Source organism: Temperatibacter marinus (genome assembly GCF_031598375.1).
GTDB classification, from domain to species: domain Bacteria; phylum Pseudomonadota; class Alphaproteobacteria; order Sphingomonadales; family Kordiimonadaceae; genus Temperatibacter; species Temperatibacter marinus.
Genome location: NZ_CP123872.1, coordinates 786876 through 803198, shown reverse-complemented (window position 1 = coordinate 803198; position 16323 = coordinate 786876). Strand labels below are relative to the sequence as shown.

Here is a 16323-nt window from a genome sequence, read left to right as displayed (position 1 = left end):
ATAGAATAGAGTATAGATAATGACTTACACAGATTTCTCTCAAGCACCAGGTCCAATGGGCCTTTATGATCCTGCCGAAGAAAAGGGTTCTTGCGGCGTTGGAATGATTGTTGCCACAGACGGCGTTGCCAGTCGTAAAGTAGTCTTAAAAGGAATTGAGGCCCTCCAAGCGATTTGGCATCGCGGGGCTGTCGATGCAGACGGAAAAACAGGGGACGGTGCCGGAATTCACCTCGAAATACCACAAGAGTTTTTCAGAAAGCATGTGATTGATACTGGCCATGAGCCTTTAGACGGTAAAATTGGGGTTGGCATGGCTTTCATGCCGCGCACAGATCTTCATGCTCAAGAAATCTGCCGTACAATTGTAGAGCGCGAAATTATCGAATTTGGGTATGAAATCTATGGGTGGAGACAAGTGCCTGTGGATATTTCTGTTATCGGTGAAAAGGCGGAAGCCACACGACCTGAAATCGAACAAATCATGATCGCAAACAATAAGGGATTAGATGATGATGAATTTGAACGGGATCTCTATGTTATTCGGCGTCGGATCGAGAAGGCGGCAGTCGAAGCTCAAGTGGGTGAGCTCTATATTTGCTCGCTTTCTTGTCGGAGTGTTATATACAAAGGGCTCTTTTTAGCAGAGCAGCTATCTTCATTCTTCCCAGATTTGGAAGACGATAAATTCATTTCCAGTTTTGCTATTTACCACCAGAGATACAGCACAAATACCTTCCCTCAGTGGTGGTTGGCACAGCCCTTCCGTATGCTGGCTCATAACGGTGAAATCAATACAATTCGTGGTAATGTGAATTGGATGAAATCACATCAGATTAGAATGGCGTCAATTGCTTTCGGTGATCATAGTAGTGATATCAAACCTGTGATTCCTAATGGCGCCTCTGACAGTGCTGCTTTGGATGCTGCTTTTGAAGTCATGGTGCGGGCTGGGCGTAATGCACCGATGGTGAAAACATTGCTCGTACCGGAGGCATGGTCTAAGCGGGCCGATATTCCTGATGCGCATAAAGCAATGTATGCCTACACCAATAGTGTGATGGAACCTTGGGATGGTCCTGCGGCGCTTGCTGCAACGGATGGTCGTTGGGTCATTGCTGGTCTTGATAGAAGCGGTTTAAGGCCGATGCGATATACATTGACAGATGATAATCTTTTGGTTGTTGGCAGTGAAACAGGCATGGTTGTGGTTGATGAAGACCATGCTTTCGAAAAAGGCCGGCTTGGGCCAGGCGAAATGGTTGCTGTGGATTTAAAAGAGGGTCGTTTTTATCACGACCGAGACATTAAAGATGTTCTTTGTAGCAGCCAGCCTTTCGAAGAATGGTCAAAAGATATTCAGACTTTTGAAGATGTTTTTGGGCCAGCCATTGAGGAAAAACAAGGCATGGAAAGTGAAGGCCTTCGTCGGCATCAATTGGCAGCAGGTTTGAGCCACGAAGATATTGAACTCATTTTGACACCTCAAGCTGTGACCGGAAAAGAGGCAATTGGGTCCATGGGAGATGATACCCCGATTGCAGTTCTCAGTAAAAAATATCGAAATTTAAGTCACTACTTTAGACAGAATTTCTCTCAAGTGACAAATCCACCGATCGATAGCTTGCGGGAAAGTGGTGTAATGAGTCTGAAGACGCGCTTTGGAAATTTTGCCAATGTTCTCGACGAAGGTCACACGCAAGAAGGCGCGTTGGTTCTAGAAAGCCCCGTCTTGACGAATGCTGAATTTGAGGCCCTACGAGGCAATTTTGGAGACAGTGCGCATGAAATTGACTGTACCTTTGATGCTGCCGGAGGACCAAAGGTTCTTAAACTCGCGATCGAACGCATTCGCCAAGAGGCGGAAGATGCTGTTCGTGAAGGAAGAGGACACCTATTTTTAAGTGACCGAAATATATCAGATTCAAGAGCGCCCATCCCTATGATCCTGGCGACAGCTGGCGTCCATACACATCTGGTGGCAAAGGGTCTGAGGACATTCACAAGTGTGAATGTCGCTGCCGCTGAATGTTTGGATACTCATTACTTCTGTGTGTTGCTGGGTGCTGGTGCAACCACAGTGAACGCATATTTGGCCCAAGAGACCCTGGCAGAACGGCATAGTCGTGGCTTGCTCGGAGATTTATCACTGAATCAAGCGGTTGCGAATCAGAAAGAAGCCATTAATCAAGGTATTCTTAAGATTATGGCAAAGATGGGGATCTCTGTAGTGTCTTCCTATCGCGGGGGCTATAATTTTGAAGCGCTCGGGCTCTCTCGCTCACTTGTCGCTGAATTCTTTCCAGGCATGCCGTCTAAAATTTCTGGAATTGGCCTTTCTGGGATTAAGGCTCAAATTCTTGAGCAGCATGAGAAAGCCTATTCAGCCACGGCAAAGACATTGCCAATTGGCGGGCTTTATCGCCTACGCCGCAATGAAGAAATGCACGCTTATGACGGTAAACTAATCCATACTTTACAGTCTGCAGTCACTGAGGATAATTTTCAGAAATATCTTACCTATTCGCGGGGTTTGCGAGACCAGCCGCCTGTGAATTTAAGAGACCTTTTGGAGATTAATCCAAATGGAGAGACTGTGCCACTTGATGATGTTGAAAGTATTACACATATTCGCAAACGTTTTATCACGCCGGGCATGTCGCTTGGGGCGCTGTCTAAAGAGGCTCATGAAACTCTGGCTATAGCGATGAATCGCATTGGAGCAAAATCAGTCTCCGGTGAAGGCGGCGAAGATAAACGCCGTTTTACGCCCTATGATAATGGTGACAATGCCAACAGTCCGATCAAGCAGATTGCCAGCGGACGCTTCGGTGTAACTGCAGAATATCTGAATGCATGTGAGGAAATTGAGATTAAAGTCGCCCAGGGTGCCAAACCCGGTGAAGGAGGGCAGCTGCCAGGCTTCAAAGTCACCGATATGATTGCTAAACTGCGTCATTCAACACCGGGCGTGACTTTGATTTCACCGCCACCGCATCATGATATTTATTCAATCGAAGATTTGGCGCAACTTATCTATGATCTCAAACAGATCAATCCTGATGCCAAAGTCTGTGTGAAACTTGTTTCAAGTGCTGGCATCGGCACCATTGCTGCTGGCGTTGCTAAGGCTCATGCTGATGTTATTCTTGTGTCTGGACATAACGGTGGAACTGGGGCCAGTCCTCAGACCTCCATTAAATATGCAGGAACACCTTGGGAAATAGGGCTTGCAGAAGTCAATCAGGTTTTGACTCTCAATAATCTACGCCATCGTGTGAAGCTGCGGGTTGATGGTGGCTTTAAAACAGGTCGTGATGTCGTGATCGGTGCCATCCTGGGCGCTGAAGAATTTGGAGTCGGCACAGCAAGTCTTGTTGCCATGGGCTGTATTATGGTCCGTCAGTGTCATAGCAACACCTGTCCTGTTGGCGTCTGTACGCAAGACGATGAACTGCGGAAAAAGTTTGTCGGCACAGCCGATAAAGTGGTCAATCTATTCACGTTCATTGCTGAAGAAGTGAGAGATATATTGTCTCAACTCGGGGTAAAAACCTTAAATGAAATTGTCGGCCGAACCGAACTTTTGTCGCAGGTCAGTCGCGGTGCCAAACATCTGGATGATTTAGATTTAAACCCGTTACTAGTTCAGGTTTCGGGCCGCAATGCTCAGACAATTTGCTCGCTTGAGGGTCGGAATGAAGTCCCTGATACACTCGATGCTCAAATGGTTGAAGATGCTAAACCTGTATTTACACGGGGTGAGAAAATGCAGCTCAATTATACAGTGCGCAATACTGACAGAGCTATTGGGACTCGTTTTAGCTCTCATGTAACACGGAAATACGGCATGAAGTCTTTGACAGATGGCCATGTGACAGTGCGCTTGCGAGGCTCTGCAGGCCAATCTCTGGGCGCCTTTCTTGTCCAAGGGGTAAAGCTCGTTGTGACTGGCGATGCCAATGACTACGTCGGCAAAGGGTTGTCTGGTGGTTCGATTGTTGTGAAGTTACCAAAAGCCAGTGGCTTGAATAGTCGCGATAATACTATCATTGGAAATACAGTACTCTACGGAGCAACAAGTGGAACTCTCTATGCAGCAGGACAGGCCGGTGAACGCTTTGCCGTGAGAAATTCTGGGGCAAATGTTGTTGTAGAAGGTTGCGGGGCCTGTGGATGTGAATATATGACGGGAGGGACTGCCATCATTCTCGGTGATGTTGGTGAGAATTTTGGTGCAGGAATGACGGGGGGAATGGCTTTCGTTCTGGATCAAAACGGGACTTTTGAAAGTCGAGTGAATTCCGAAAGTGTTGTTTATCAGCGCCTTGCTAGTCAATATTGGGAAGAGGACCTGTTAAGTGGTATCCGTGCTCATGTGTTAGAAACTGGCAGCCGCTGGGGGGCAACTATTCTTGCAAATTGGGAAGAAATGCGCGGTCATGTTTGGCAGGTATGTCCCAAAGAAATGTTATCAAGACTGAGTGAGCCCTTGTCAGATGAAGCACCAGAATCTAGCGATGTTGCCTAGACAAAAGCTGGCCTAACTAAATGAAAGGAAAGATTCTTCTAGCGAGTCTTTCCTTTTTTTGTCTTTTTCATAAATCTTCTATTGGCATTGGCGCTGCTTATCTTTACATAGAATCTTATGATTACTCTTTACCATCACTGGTTATCCCCTGCATCACGTCTTGTTCGCGTGCTGTTAACGGAAAAGCGTATGGAATTTGCTCTGCGTCTTGAGAAAGAGTGGGAACGCCGACCTGAATTTCTTACCCTCAATCCGGCTGGGGAAGTACCTGTCATTCTGTCCACTGAAGGCAAGCCCTATTCAGGCGTACGTGCGATTTCTGAGTATCTTGAAGAGACTATACCTGAGCCAAAACTTATTCCTGGTAATGCTGAAGAGCGGTATCAGGTGCGCAATCTTGTTGATTGGTTTCATACAAAATTTGGATCTGAAGTGACACGTCATTTGGTGAGTGAAAAACTTTTGAAACGATTTTTGGGGATCGGAGAGCCCGATAGCGAGGCCTTGAGATGTGCCGCCCATAATTTGAAAAACCATCTTCGCTATATTGAATTTCTTACCATAGAAAACAACTATCTAGCTGGCGGGCAATTTACTATGGCTGATGCGGCTGCTGCCGCTCATATTACAGTGATTGACTATTTCGGGGATATTCGCTGGCAGGATTGGCCAGGTGCAAAGGCATGGTATAGTCGGGTGAAGGGACGCCGGTCTATTCAGCCGTTACTTTCAGATCGAGTCTCAGGATTAACGCCGCCGTCTCATTATGCAGATATTGATTTTTAAGACCTATCCCCATGTCTATTAAATCTACGGAGAAATGTTTAGGATAGACTTATGTCACAAGACCTGAAGGCACAGATTATTGAATATGCTCATGAGATCGGATTTGATCAAGTGGGCTTCTGCCGTGCTGAGGGTAAAGAAGGCATGTATGATCAATATCGTCAGTTTATCGCTGAGGGAAGACACGGCACAATGGCGTGGATGGACAAACGCCATGAGCACAGAGCGAGCCCAAAGTCGCTTTGGCCCGAGTGCCAGAGCGTGCTCATGTTAGCCATGAATTATAATGCACATCCCGACCCTCTTGCCCACCTTGGCGATCCTAATCAGGCGGGCGTGTCTCTCTATGCTCGGGGTCGAGATTATCATGACATCATAAAGAAAAAATTGAAACAATTAGGCCGTTGGATGTGCCAATCCTTCGACTGTGAGGTCAAAGTTTTTGTTGATACAGCCCCAGTGATGGAAAAGCCTCTTGCAGAAGAGGCAGGGGTAGGCTGGCAGGGCAAGCATACCAATCTTGTTTCTAATCAAATCGGCAGTTGGTTTTTCCTAGGGGCGATATATACGACATTGAAACTTGATGTGGATAAACCTCATAAAGATCAATGCGGGAGTTGTACTGCCTGTCTAGAGGCTTGTCCGACGAAAGCTTTTCCGGCGCCATATCAATTAGATGCACGGCGGTGTATCAGCTATTTGACCATAGAACACGATGGCCCTGTGCCCGAAGAATTTCGCGAGGCTTTGGGCAATAGAATATATGGGTGTGATGACTGTCTTGCAGCGTGTCCATGGAATAAATTCGCCCATGAAGCTCGAGAAGCGCGTTTTAAAACGAGAGAAATTTTAGAAAATCCACAATTGGCAGATTTGGTTACTCTTGATGATGCCACTTTCAGAGAGGTTTTTTCAAAAAGTCCCATCAAGCGGTCAGGGCGCAATAGATTTATCCGGAATGTTCTCTACGCCATTGGAAATAGTGGTCAAGCTGACTATTTGCCCATCATAGCCCCTCTTGGGAAGGATGCTTCAGAAATGGTTCGGGATGCGGCTGACTGGGCAACGAAAAAATTACAGACTTGAGTTTACGATACGGTCTCTCCTTTTGAGAAATGATCGTAGTCTAGGCCAACATAAGCACATGCTTCTTTTATATTAATACTTTTATCCAACTGACTTTTGAGGTCGCGCACACGGCGGGACTTTTCGTGATTGGTGCGATTAAAACGAAGGGGATGGCTGCTGGGTGAGAAATGGCCATGCTCTATCTTAGACAAAGGAATCTTATGAACGGTACCACCGCAGTATTTTTCCCAAAATAAAATGCCAGAAGTATGATCCCAACCAACTTTTGTTTTTCTGAGTTCATAGCCAGCCTCATCGGGACAATTAATATGATCGTGGATATTGCACCACCAATCTGCGGCTTGGTCAAACTGACTCTTTGAGGCTGCTCGTGTGTTGCAGGCAAGCAGCTCCCAATGTCTATCTGGTTTACGCCAAAATCGATTTAACCGCCAAAAAGATGTGGCAATTGTTTCCCCGTCTTTTAACTGTTCAAATTGTTTAGCATAAACGGCCAAGTCTTCAGGTGCGAGCAGAAAATCAGAATGAAACATCGCCATTTTATCTGCATAACAGAATAAAAATTCAATGACGAACATGGGACTCATATAGAGCAAATCAAGGTCACTGTTGAAATTATAGATGATGGCATTAGGAGACTTTTTCTCTGGCGGGCCTAGACGAGGATCAAAGCCGACGATGGGGGTCCAACCAACTGATTCTACAAGATTTTGTTGGATGATACACCATTCAGGATGAGCATTCCAAACGAGCCAGGGCTTTTCAATGCCCTCAAAAGCCTCGGCCCATTTTTCAGCTGCTTTTAGTAATTCTTGGATGGGCATGCCATAATTATGAAAAGCTGGCCAGCCACCGCGCCCAAAACGATAATTTTTAACTTCGGGGGAAAGAGATTCTAGATCTTCTTCTACAGGCGTGCTCACGATTTCATCCTTCTATGCTAATGATTAGTCTTGAATAAGGTCCTTGAACTGTAAACAGGTATCAGCAGTCTTGTTATTTAATCTTTTCTCATAAAAGATAGCAAGGCTATTCCTACGCTTAGGGAGATAATGCTCAAATGAAGAAAATATCCTTAAGTTTCTTCATGCATCTTTAAGGAGAATTTATTTTATTCTTTTTACCGTTTCTTAACGATATGCGTGTACCTTTTATGACAGTGAAGTTTTGCATGGGGTTCGAGCAAACTTATATTTGGTTGATATAGCTGAAGCTTCACTGTTTTTTAGTATCTAGTAAATGGGGATTTTCCATGTTGTTTAAAAAAAGTGATCCACGCTATAGTTTCATTCGCGACAAGCTCATTAAGGCCAGAAAAGAAAAAGGCATTCGCCAATCTGATCTCGCGAAGGAATTAGGCGTTCGCCAACAATTCATTTCTAAAATTGAAACAGCTGAACGCGGGATTGATTTCCTTGAAATGGTTCAGATTAGCAAAGCATTAGAGCTTGATATAAATGCCCTCATCTCAAATATCAGAGATGAAAGCATTTCTTCAACTCTATAGGGCCAATTTGTTAAGAGCATAGCCGCCTGGCTCTGTCAGAATGAGGCTGATTGATTGATCATCCTTCTTCTCAATCTTCTGACGGAGTCGGTAAATATGCGTTTCGAGTGTATGGGTGGTGATGCCGCTGTTGTATCCCCACACCTCGCTCAAAAGCTCTTCACGGCTAACAGCTTCTCCTTGTGCTTTAAGCAAAAATCGGAGGATGTTCGTTTCTTTCTCCGTCAGCTTTAAAGGGCGTAATCCGTCCTGAAGGTCGAGTTCGCGGGTGCCAGGACGAAATTTATAGGGACCCACAGAAAAGGTCGCGTCTTCACTTTGCGCAAACTGTCGAAATTGTGCTCTGATTCTCGCGAGTAAGACGGTAAATGAGAATGGTTTAGCCACATAATCATTGGCGCCGCTCTCTAAACCTAAGATTGTATCTGCATCACCGTCCATGCCAGTCAGCATGATTATGGGCACTGTGACGCCTTTTTTGCGCACACGCTTACATAACTCGCGGCCATCCATATCAGGCATATCAACATCGAAAATCATTAAATCAAAGCTGTTCTCTTCGATAATTTCGAGGGCCATGCAAGCGCCAGAGGCTTGTGAAATGGAAAATTCATCCAACAGATCTAATTGATCAGCGAGGCCTTCTCTCAAATCGTTATCATCATCTACCAGTAATATTTTCTGTTTTGCCATCGTCTATTCCTTATTTCTTATTTTTATCATGTCATGCCTTGCCTCTTTCATAAAGTTTTTTTCTAAGGCTTCAATTCACGTTTGTTAAAGAATTGATCACATTTATTTGAAAATCTCCGATTGATCGCCCCTTTAGATTATGCCAAAAGAGCCCCATGCTTAACTTTTTAAACAGTGATGAACAACAACAAGCCGCGATCCTGCGCGTCGCAGATGATTTAAGACGAGGACAGCCTATCCTTGTGCGTGAACAGACTCGTTTTCTTATGGTTTTTCCTGCTGAATTTGCTAACAAGCAAACTCTGCCAGCATTTGATCAGATTATAGGTCAAAAGAATGCGCGGCTTCTTATTACTGACAATCGAGCTTTGGCGTTAAAAGTTGCACCAAAAGGCTGGCCAGTGGTCGGCATTGAACGCCCAGTATGGTTTACGCCGGAAGATATGGTGGCTCTGGCGGATCCTACGCTTGATTTAGCGACCCCCTTAAAAGGACCTTTTAAACGGATTGATCAAGAACCAGATATTTTATCTCATGCCGCCATTAAAGCTCTAAAGATTGCACGGCTTTTACCGGCTGCGCTAGTCGCTGATCTAGATGATATTCCTGATGGCCTTCTTGCTGTATCGGCTGAAAATATTCTTGAGTACGAGCATAAAGAAGCAGAGTTACTGACGATGGTAGCGCGGGCAAATGTTCCACTTGCCGGGGCAGAGAAAGCGCAGTTGGTCAGTTTTAGACCTAAGAGCGGTGGCGTTGAGCATATCGCCATTGTTGTGGGTGATCCGCCGCGCGGGGAGAGTGTTCTTGCGCGTCTTCATAGCGAATGTTTCACTGGGGATTTGCTCGGGTCTTTGAAATGTGATTGCGGCGAACAATTGAGTGGGGCTATAAAAAATATTGGTCAGGCAGGGGGCGGCTTGATCTTATACATGGCACAAGAAGGCCGCGGCATAGGACTGACGAGCAAGTTAAAAGCCTATAGTTTACAGGATCAGGGCTATGACACGGTAGATGCCAATACGGCTTTAGGTTTTGATGTTGATGAACGCCTTTTTTACCCCGCAGCTGAGATGATTAAACAATTGGGTTTCACATCAATTCGGTTAATGACAAACAACCCAAACAAAGTAATAGGGTTAGAGCGGGCTGGGATCTCTATTGCAGAACGCGTCCCTCATTATTTTGAAACCAATAAATATAATGAAAAATATCTCGAAGTGAAAAGAGATCGCACTGGACATTTACTATAGGGGCTCTGTATGACGGATTTTTCTGATATCGACTTAATCGAAGATTTACCGACATTAAAAATGGTACCTTCGTTTATCGAAGTTATTCGCCATATTCCATGGTTTAGAACTGTTGGTGAGCAGCCTTCAGAGGCTATATGCACCGCTGCAGACGATTATGCAGCTAGTTTAGGGTTTCCAGAGGCCTATGCGCATTTTGTGCCGGACTGGGAAGAGGCTGCTTATGCTTTGGAAGCGAATAATTATAATAGCCCCGGATGGGAAGCTGAAGAGCAGGAACGTGCGTCGCTCACAGACCGAGTGCTTTCCGTGTTAGACGACCAAACCTTCGAGATGGTCTTTAGTCATATCGCAAGCGAAACAATACCCGTAGTCGAAGAGTATGCTGAAGAAGTTCGGGATGAACTCTTGATAATGGATGAAGAGTTTGTTGTGGCCGTGACTGGGTTAGCAGCTCAAGCTATCCATCAAGCCGCTTTAGTGATGCTTACCGCAGAGGATGAAGAGCATCCACTCAGTAAAAGAATTAAATTATTTGAGTTGGGCCGGATACCTATTGGTATTCAGGGCACCAGTTTTGCTATTTATTAAAAGAGGGTATCAGACCTTTTAGGAGAATAAGATGCGTCTAGTGACATGGAATATTAACAGCATTCGAGCGCGTACACATTTGGTTGAAGATTTTGTAAAACAGTATGATCCTGATGTGATTTGTCTACAAGAGACCAAAGCGATGGATGATCAATTTCCAGTAAAATTCATTCAGGCCTTAGGGTATGAGCATATGGCTCTCCACGGAATGAAAAGCTATCACGGCGTCGCGACACTCTCCAAAAAACCATTCCAGTCAACTGAAATTATTGATTGGTGCAATAAAGGGGATGCCCGCCATATCGCAGTAAAATTAGCAGAGGGACCAACGCTACATAATTTCTATGTGCCTGCGGGGGGGGATGTTGCTGATCCTGAAGTGAATGATAAATTTGCCCACAAAATTCAGTTTTTAGAAGAGATGACAGAATGGTCACGCCGTTTATCAGAACCGTCAATTTTAGTCGGAGATTTAAATATAGCACCGCATGAGCATGACGTTTGGGACACTAAAAAACTTAAGAAAGTGGTCAGCCATACCCCCCTTGAACGTGACATGATGTTTGAGTTGATGGCGGCGCATGATTGGGTAGATGTAATGCGTGATTTTGTGCCTTTAGATGAAAAACTATATAGCTGGTGGTCATATCGTGCCAAGGATTGGTCTGCGGCAGACAAAGGACGTCGACTGGATCATATCTGGACCAGCCCTTCTCTTAAAGGGAAAGCTAAGGCTATGGAAATGGTCCGTGCGGCACGCGGCTGGGAAAAACCGTCTGATCATGCCCCTGTTCTTGTGGATTTTGACTTTTAGACAGATCCTATAATCTAAAGTTAACAGGACATCAGTTAGGTTTTGACTTCCGCATATGCTATACTAAATCATATGGTATATGATGGATAAGTGGTTTAAAAATTTTAGAGTAGGGTGCTGCATGCTCCTTGGTCTGTGGGTTCTACCTTCGGATGTTCATGCAGCCACAAAGTGGCGAGAATTCCGCTCATCTACGGTTCATGTTGTCAGTAATATGAAATCTAGGACCGTCAGAACTCTGATTCAAGACCTGGAATTTATGCATGCTCATTTATCAGATTATTTTGAATTAGACCCAAAAGCCTCTGAAATTCCCCTGAACTTATATCTCACACGGTCTCTGACAAAAGTAAAAGAGGCCTCAGAGGCCCAGCGTATCAGTGGGATCTATTTCTCTTCGCTTGATGGTATTCGCGCAGCCGCGCTTGGGCTATATAATCGATATGAATGGGATTTGAGTTATGAGATCATTAGTTATCATGAATATCTTCATTACTTGATAGACCAGAAGTATAAACATAATCTACCTCACTGGTATAATGAAGGATTGGCTGATTTCTTATCCACAGGTGTTTATTCAAGTAATTCTATGAATTTAGGGAAGACTTTAGTAGCGCGTGAAAGATATTTTGAGCAAGATATTGTCTGGAGTAGTGTTCAGTCTCTTTTTGATCAATCACGAGCCATGCGTTCCCATGAAAATTTTGATCTCTCAACCAGTAAATTTTATTCTATGTCGTGGCTTCTTGTTCATATGATTCATATGAGTGATAGATTTTCTCCTAAGCACAATGAGTTTACACGGGCACTTGGTACGGGCATGTCGGGCGAAGAAGCCTTTCGCATAGTCTATCAGATGTCCATAAAGGATGTGGACAAGGCTCTTCGCACATATGCGCGGATGTTTAATTCAGGAAAAAGAAAAACCGTGCATAAAGTGGTGAAAAAAGCACGGGTAAAATCATATAAAGTTAGCAATGATCGGCAGATGACGATGAATTGGCATATTCTTGTGGAATTTGCACATAAGCCTAAGGTCTTTGCTGAAGCAGCTCGTCGAATGGAGCTGATCAATACGCTTCCTATGAAGGCGAACACCTCATTTCAAGATATTCTTATGCGGGCTTATGCTGGGGCCAATCAATATCGAGATGCCTTGAGAGTTTTGCGCCAATTAGTCCCTTTGGTTCCTCGAAGAGACCGCAAGAAATATACGCATCTGGAAAGCCAATATTTGCTGATGAAATATGTTTTTGACAATTATGAAAATCAAGTCACTTATAATAATCAGGACATAGAAAACGTTCAAACAGCGCTTTCTGATATGAAAGATTTATATCCAAACAACCCTAAGGTTCACTACTTATATGGTTTATCGAAGATGTTGGTTGAAGATATCGGTAATCCTGTTCAGGCCTATGCAGCCCTTGAGCATGCGCATAAATTAATTCCCAACAATATCCAAGTGCAATATCTTCTCGCCAGAGCCGCTATGTCTTCGGGCAGAAAAAACCAAGCCTGCGCCCTCTTTGAACATATATCGACTTTGTCTGCGGATGATGTCTATACCCCTCTAGCTCAGCAAAAGCTCGAAGATGTCACTCAGTGTGGCTAAGGGTCCCTTAACCCTAGTATAAAATTATTCCTGTGATTCTTTCTTGACTCTGTCTGCGTGTCTATGTACTTTGTAATTCAAAGTTCTTTGAAAGAGCGAAAACCCGAGACACGAAAGCGAAACTAAAATGACAAAAGAAACTCTAAAATCAGCAAAAGCTGAACAGAGATCAGAAGAGATTGACATAAAAACGGTCAAGATCGATCGGCCCGAGACGACAGCAGAAGAAAATTTAGCCCTTATCCGTCATATGATGGAAGCCGGACGTAAAAGAGCGCGCATTGATGGCTCGCATCTCATTATATGGGGGGGGCTCTTAATGCTTGCCTTTTATGCGCAATATGCCAGCGTAGTAGGCAAGATCCCTGAAACAATTGTTGGCATCTGGGTGCCCATTGCCCTTATAGGTACGGCACTATCCTTTTATTATGGCAAGAGAGATGCAGAGCGTTCTGAAGGCAATACGCATATTCGTGTCTATTCCTATGCATGGATGATGACGGGTATTGGATCTGGTCTTTATTTTGCCATTTCAATGGCAATGGGGGCCTTCAGTCCTCTGGCTATCACGCTAATCTGTTCTTCTTTGTTTGGAGCTGCCTTCTTCATAATCGCCTCAATTACGCGCTTGGATGCGCTTTTTATTCCTGCTTTTGGCTGGTGGTCTATCATGACCTATTTTGGATCAATGCAAAATTTAGATAAGGAATCTTTGCTGTTGATGGCTGCATCCTGTGCCTTATTTATCTTACTGCCTGGCTTTGTGATGCGCCGGGCACACAGCCTAACAAGTAAAGATAAAGTATCAGTATCATGAGTGATTTTGATTATCGAATTCTGGATGATATAATTCATTCCAGAGTGAGACTTGCGATCATGTCATATTTAATGACGGCTCGTTCTGAAGACTTTACAGCTCTGAAGAAGCAGCTCAATCTGACGGATGGCAATCTTTCTACTCATTTATCGAAACTGGAGATAACAGGCTATGTTGTTCTAGAGAAACAATTTATCGGTAAAAAGCCTCAAACCACAGTGAAACTCTCCGCAGAAGGAGAAAAAGCCTTTGGGGATTATCTTCACAAATTAACAGCCATGATTGGCAACCCGTCTTAAAATCAGCATAGACTGATTGACGGCCTTACGACAGCGAGGACCTTATGTTTGATTTCTCTCCCTTTGGGTGGGTACACCTTAGCGGTGTAGCCTTCTCTTATATTGCCGCATGGTTTGTATTTGTATTTCCAAAAGCAGGACCCCATCATAAATTATGGGGAAAAATATACGCAGTAAGTATGCTGCTAGCGGCTCTAAGTGGTTTTGGGATGTATGAGTTTAATGGCGGCTTTAATATTTTCCATTTTTTCTCAATCGTGAGCATCGTTAGTGTTTCAAGAGGCTGGTGGTCGATAGTGCAATATCAGAAAACAAAAAGCCCAAGAGCCCTTGCAAATCATTATTTTAATATGTGTTATAGTTTCATGGGATTAAATTTAGCCGCCTTGGCTCAATCCCTTCGCATTGGCTCATATAGCTCTTTAACAGACTATGTTATCACAGTTTGTCTGGTTTATATCCCAGCTGTTTCCTTCTCTGTTTGGCTAATTCAGTCAAAACTAATGCCACGAATGATCAGGACAATCGTGATGCCCTCACCAAGAGAAGATCCTTTCCCTTAGGTGAACCGGGCATCTAACATGGGGCCAAGAGGCTTGCCGCCAAAAATATGGATATGTAAATGAGGCACTTCTTGATGGGCATTCTCGCCTGCATTGGCAAGGGTTCTGTACCCTGCGTCCACTAAATTCAAGGCTTCAGCTGTTTTCCCTACGGCGCGCATATAGCCCGTGATTAAGTCTGCAGGCGCTTTGGCTGTGAAATCTGCCATAGAAATATAGTCACCTTTGGGAATGACAAGGACATGTACAGGGGCTTGAGGATTAATGTCATGAAAAGCGAGGGCAAACTCGTCCTCATAAACTTTGTTACAAGGGATGTCCCCTTTGAGGATTTTAGCAAAAATATTTGTCTGATCATAAGCCATAAGTGATCCTTAGGTTTGAGTGTCTTGAGTTAGTTGATCACGTGGATCTTTTCTTGTCGGCCGCTTATATATCGAACCGATGTGCCATCAAAATATGCATCTTCTTCGAGCATGATGCGAATTTTTTGATTGTCCCATTCACGAATTGACACTGTAGCATTGAGCTCTATGGACCAAGCAGTATTGGCCCTTATAGGGTAGAGACCGCGACCTTTGACACCATTCTGTGAATCCCACATGCCAATGGTGGCACCGGCCCCATGACCATGATAGCCGATGGGATGTGTATAGATGCTTGGAACGATCCCTTCTTTAATGGCATCGGCTCTGCTTTTGGCGAGGACTTGATCGCCGCTCAAACCTGTTTTGTAGTTATTCGTTAGAATATCCTGAAGTCGATTCCCAACTTTGAAGGCTTGCTGTATTCCTTTTGGGACAGCCGTTTCATTTTCATTCAGCACATAGGCATGTTGCTGTGTATCTGTGTTCAGACCCATATATGTAATGCCAAAATCCACATGAAGAAGGTCACCTCGACGTATAATCTTGTCTTTGACCAGACCATCACGGCGTTGAATGCTTACACTGGGATGGAACCAAGCTACCACACCCATTTGCCTAATCTTATCCCTGTACCACCAACGCACATCGTCGACGGACGATTGCTCCGGAACAATAACTTTATTTGAAAATCCTTCTTTTATTATGGCGTGGGCGAGTTGGACAATCTCTGGATACAGGGCCATTTCTTCGGGAATGCGTTCTTCGAGCCATCCAATGGCTAGAGCAGGGTCAGTGACAATCTTTGCTTTTAAGTTTGGATGTAGTGCCCGCATAAGACCAGCATGTTGGCTCGCAGTAAGGCCACTTGCAAGTGCATAAATATTCGATGTGTTGATCGCAATTTTTTTAGGATTTAATTCTGTGACAAATTCATTAAGACGATGCCATTGATCAGGGTCTTTTTCTGGGTTCCATACAGCCTCAAAAAAGGAACCGACGGCATAGCGACTTACCGCATATCTTTTCACAGTATTGCCGGTGTCATGGAAAATTAGGATGGTGCGCCTGCGGGCACTGAGCCATGTTGCAGGCAACATTGTTTTCACGACAGGATCTTCGTTATATTCACGAGCAATCATAAGCCACATATCGACCCCGCGCTCCCGCATCAGTTTCGGAATGACAGTCTCAAAACGCTTTTCTAACCATGCGTCCTCGAGGGCAGCCCGCTCTTGCATTGACTTGACCTTAGGATAGGTGGTTGATTTTTGGGCATGCGCTTGAATACTCATAATGCTGGAAAGGATCAGAATGCCGACGATATGTTTCATGGATGTCTCCTCTAGGCTCATGTTCATAAGACAAGGGATAGGGGGGCTCTGTCAAGACCAGATAAT

Annotated in this window: 15 protein-coding genes; 11 read left to right on the top strand and 4 right to left on the bottom strand. The window is 44.5% G+C overall.

Features of this window, described 5'->3' with window-relative positions; translation table 11 throughout:
• Nucleotides 1–19: 19 nt before the first annotated feature.
• From gltB to queG, 3 genes are all read left to right on the top strand, one after another.
• Nucleotides 20–4531, top strand: a complete 4512-nt coding sequence (gene gltB, locus QGN29_RS03645; RefSeq protein ID WP_310799317.1) for a glutamate synthase large subunit — start codon at nt 20–22, stop codon at nt 4529–4531.
• A 117-nt stretch (nt 4532–4648) separates the two neighbouring features.
• Complete coding sequence (locus tag QGN29_RS03640) at nt 4649–5317, top strand: glutathione S-transferase family protein (protein ID WP_310799316.1); 669 nt, start codon at nt 4649–4651, stop codon at nt 5315–5317.
• 51 nt (nt 5318–5368) lie between these two features.
• Nucleotides 5369–6403 (top strand): tRNA epoxyqueuosine(34) reductase QueG, encoded by a 1035-nt coding sequence (gene queG / locus QGN29_RS03635; RefSeq protein WP_310799315.1) that lies wholly within the window; start codon nt 5369–5371, stop codon nt 6401–6403.
• A 2-nt stretch (nt 6404–6405) separates the two neighbouring features.
• Here queG and QGN29_RS03630 read toward each other — a convergent pair whose 3' ends face one another.
• A complete protein-coding gene (locus QGN29_RS03630; RefSeq protein ID WP_310799314.1) occupies nt 6406–7329 on the bottom strand; it encodes a hypothetical protein in 924 nt (307 codons plus the stop codon).
• 329 nt (nt 7330–7658) lie between these two features.
• Here QGN29_RS03630 and QGN29_RS03625 point away from each other — a divergent pair, with 329 nt between their 5' ends.
• Nucleotides 7659–7913, top strand: coding sequence for a helix-turn-helix domain-containing protein (locus tag QGN29_RS03625; RefSeq protein WP_310799313.1), 255 nt, complete (start codon nt 7659–7661; stop codon nt 7911–7913).
• Here the strand turns inward: QGN29_RS03625 and QGN29_RS03620 are convergent.
• Nucleotides 7908–8606 carry a response regulator transcription factor gene (locus QGN29_RS03620; RefSeq protein ID WP_310799312.1) on the bottom strand — a complete coding sequence of 233 codons (699 nt, stop codon included), beginning with the start codon at nt 8604–8606 and terminating at the stop codon, nt 7908–7910. The two genes, QGN29_RS03625 and QGN29_RS03620, sit on opposite strands and share 6 nt — an antisense overlap.
• Before the next feature lie 155 nt (nt 8607–8761).
• On the opposite strand from QGN29_RS03620, the gene ribA reads away from it, so the two are divergent.
• From ribA to QGN29_RS03585, 7 genes are all read left to right on the top strand, one after another.
• Entirely contained in the window at nt 8762–9859 is a 1098-nt protein-coding gene (ribA, locus tag QGN29_RS03615) for a GTP cyclohydrolase II (RefSeq protein ID WP_310799311.1), read from the top strand.
• Between the two features lie 9 nt (nt 9860–9868).
• On the top strand, nt 9869–10450 hold the full coding sequence (locus tag QGN29_RS03610) for a hypothetical protein (RefSeq protein WP_310799310.1): 582 nt from the start codon (nt 9869–9871) through the stop codon (nt 10448–10450).
• 31 nt (nt 10451–10481) lie between these two features.
• Nucleotides 10482–11264: an exodeoxyribonuclease III gene (gene xth, locus QGN29_RS03605; RefSeq protein ID WP_310799309.1), complete on the top strand. Its 783-nt coding sequence runs from the start codon at nt 10482–10484 to the stop codon at nt 11262–11264.
• A 121-nt stretch (nt 11265–11385) separates the two neighbouring features.
• Nucleotides 11386–12879, top strand: a complete 1494-nt coding sequence (locus tag QGN29_RS03600) for a tetratricopeptide repeat protein (RefSeq protein ID WP_310799308.1) — start codon at nt 11386–11388, stop codon at nt 12877–12879.
• Between the two features lie 127 nt (nt 12880–13006).
• Nucleotides 13007–13696 carry a hypothetical protein gene (locus QGN29_RS03595; protein ID WP_310799307.1) on the top strand — a complete coding sequence of 230 codons (690 nt, stop codon included), beginning with the start codon at nt 13007–13009 and terminating at the stop codon, nt 13694–13696.
• Complete coding sequence (locus tag QGN29_RS03590; RefSeq protein WP_310799306.1) at nt 13693–13995, top strand: winged helix-turn-helix domain-containing protein; 303 nt, start codon at nt 13693–13695, stop codon at nt 13993–13995. The genes QGN29_RS03595 and QGN29_RS03590 overlap by 4 nt, the downstream gene beginning before the upstream one ends.
• Before the next feature lie 44 nt (nt 13996–14039).
• A complete protein-coding gene (locus QGN29_RS03585) occupies nt 14040–14558 on the top strand; it encodes a DUF2306 domain-containing protein (protein ID WP_310799305.1) in 519 nt (172 codons plus the stop codon).
• On the opposite strand, the gene QGN29_RS03580 is transcribed toward QGN29_RS03585, so the two are convergent.
• Together QGN29_RS03580 and QGN29_RS03575 are read right to left on the bottom strand one after the other, a co-directional pair.
• On the bottom strand, nt 14555–14923 hold the full coding sequence (locus QGN29_RS03580) for a histidine triad nucleotide-binding protein (RefSeq protein WP_310799304.1): 369 nt from the start codon (nt 14921–14923) through the stop codon (nt 14555–14557). The two genes, QGN29_RS03585 and QGN29_RS03580, sit on opposite strands and share 4 nt — an antisense overlap.
• Before the next feature lie 29 nt (nt 14924–14952).
• Nucleotides 14953–16257: a M24 family metallopeptidase gene (locus QGN29_RS03575; RefSeq protein ID WP_310799303.1), complete on the bottom strand. Its 1305-nt coding sequence runs from the start codon at nt 16255–16257 to the stop codon at nt 14953–14955.
• Nucleotides 16258–16323 lie beyond the last annotated feature (66 nt).

Bases quoted from the DNA above. Each gene is read 5' to 3' on its own strand.
- QGN29_RS03640 (WP_310799316.1), top strand. From the start codon at position 4,649: ATGATTACTCTTTACCATCACTGGTTATCCCCTGCATCACGTCTTGTT.
- QGN29_RS03625 (WP_310799313.1), top strand. From the start codon at position 7,659: ATGTTGTTTAAAAAAAGTGATCCACGCTATAGTTTCATTCGCGACAAG.
- QGN29_RS03580 (WP_310799304.1), bottom strand. From the start codon at position 14,923: ATGGCTTATGATCAGACAAATATTTTTGCTAAAATCCTCAAAGGGGAC.
- xth (WP_310799309.1), top strand. From the start codon at position 10,482: ATGCGTCTAGTGACATGGAATATTAACAGCATTCGAGCGCGTACACAT.
- QGN29_RS03575 (WP_310799303.1), bottom strand. From the start codon at position 16,257: ATGAAACATATCGTCGGCATTCTGATCCTTTCCAGCATTATGAGTATT.
- QGN29_RS03585 (WP_310799305.1), top strand. From the start codon at position 14,040: ATGTTTGATTTCTCTCCCTTTGGGTGGGTACACCTTAGCGGTGTAGCC.
- QGN29_RS03590 (WP_310799306.1), top strand. From the start codon at position 13,693: ATGAGTGATTTTGATTATCGAATTCTGGATGATATAATTCATTCCAGA.
- QGN29_RS03620 (WP_310799312.1), bottom strand. From the start codon at position 8,606: ATGGCAAAACAGAAAATATTACTGGTAGATGATGATAACGATTTGAGA.
- queG (WP_310799315.1), top strand. From the start codon at position 5,369: ATGTCACAAGACCTGAAGGCACAGATTATTGAATATGCTCATGAGATC.
- QGN29_RS03610 (WP_310799310.1), top strand. From the start codon at position 9,869: ATGACGGATTTTTCTGATATCGACTTAATCGAAGATTTACCGACATTA.
- ribA (WP_310799311.1), top strand. From the start codon at position 8,762: ATGCTTAACTTTTTAAACAGTGATGAACAACAACAAGCCGCGATCCTG.
- gltB (WP_310799317.1), top strand. From the start codon at position 20: ATGACTTACACAGATTTCTCTCAAGCACCAGGTCCAATGGGCCTTTAT.
- QGN29_RS03600 (WP_310799308.1), top strand. From the start codon at position 11,386: ATGCTCCTTGGTCTGTGGGTTCTACCTTCGGATGTTCATGCAGCCACA.
- QGN29_RS03595 (WP_310799307.1), top strand. From the start codon at position 13,007: ATGACAAAAGAAACTCTAAAATCAGCAAAAGCTGAACAGAGATCAGAA.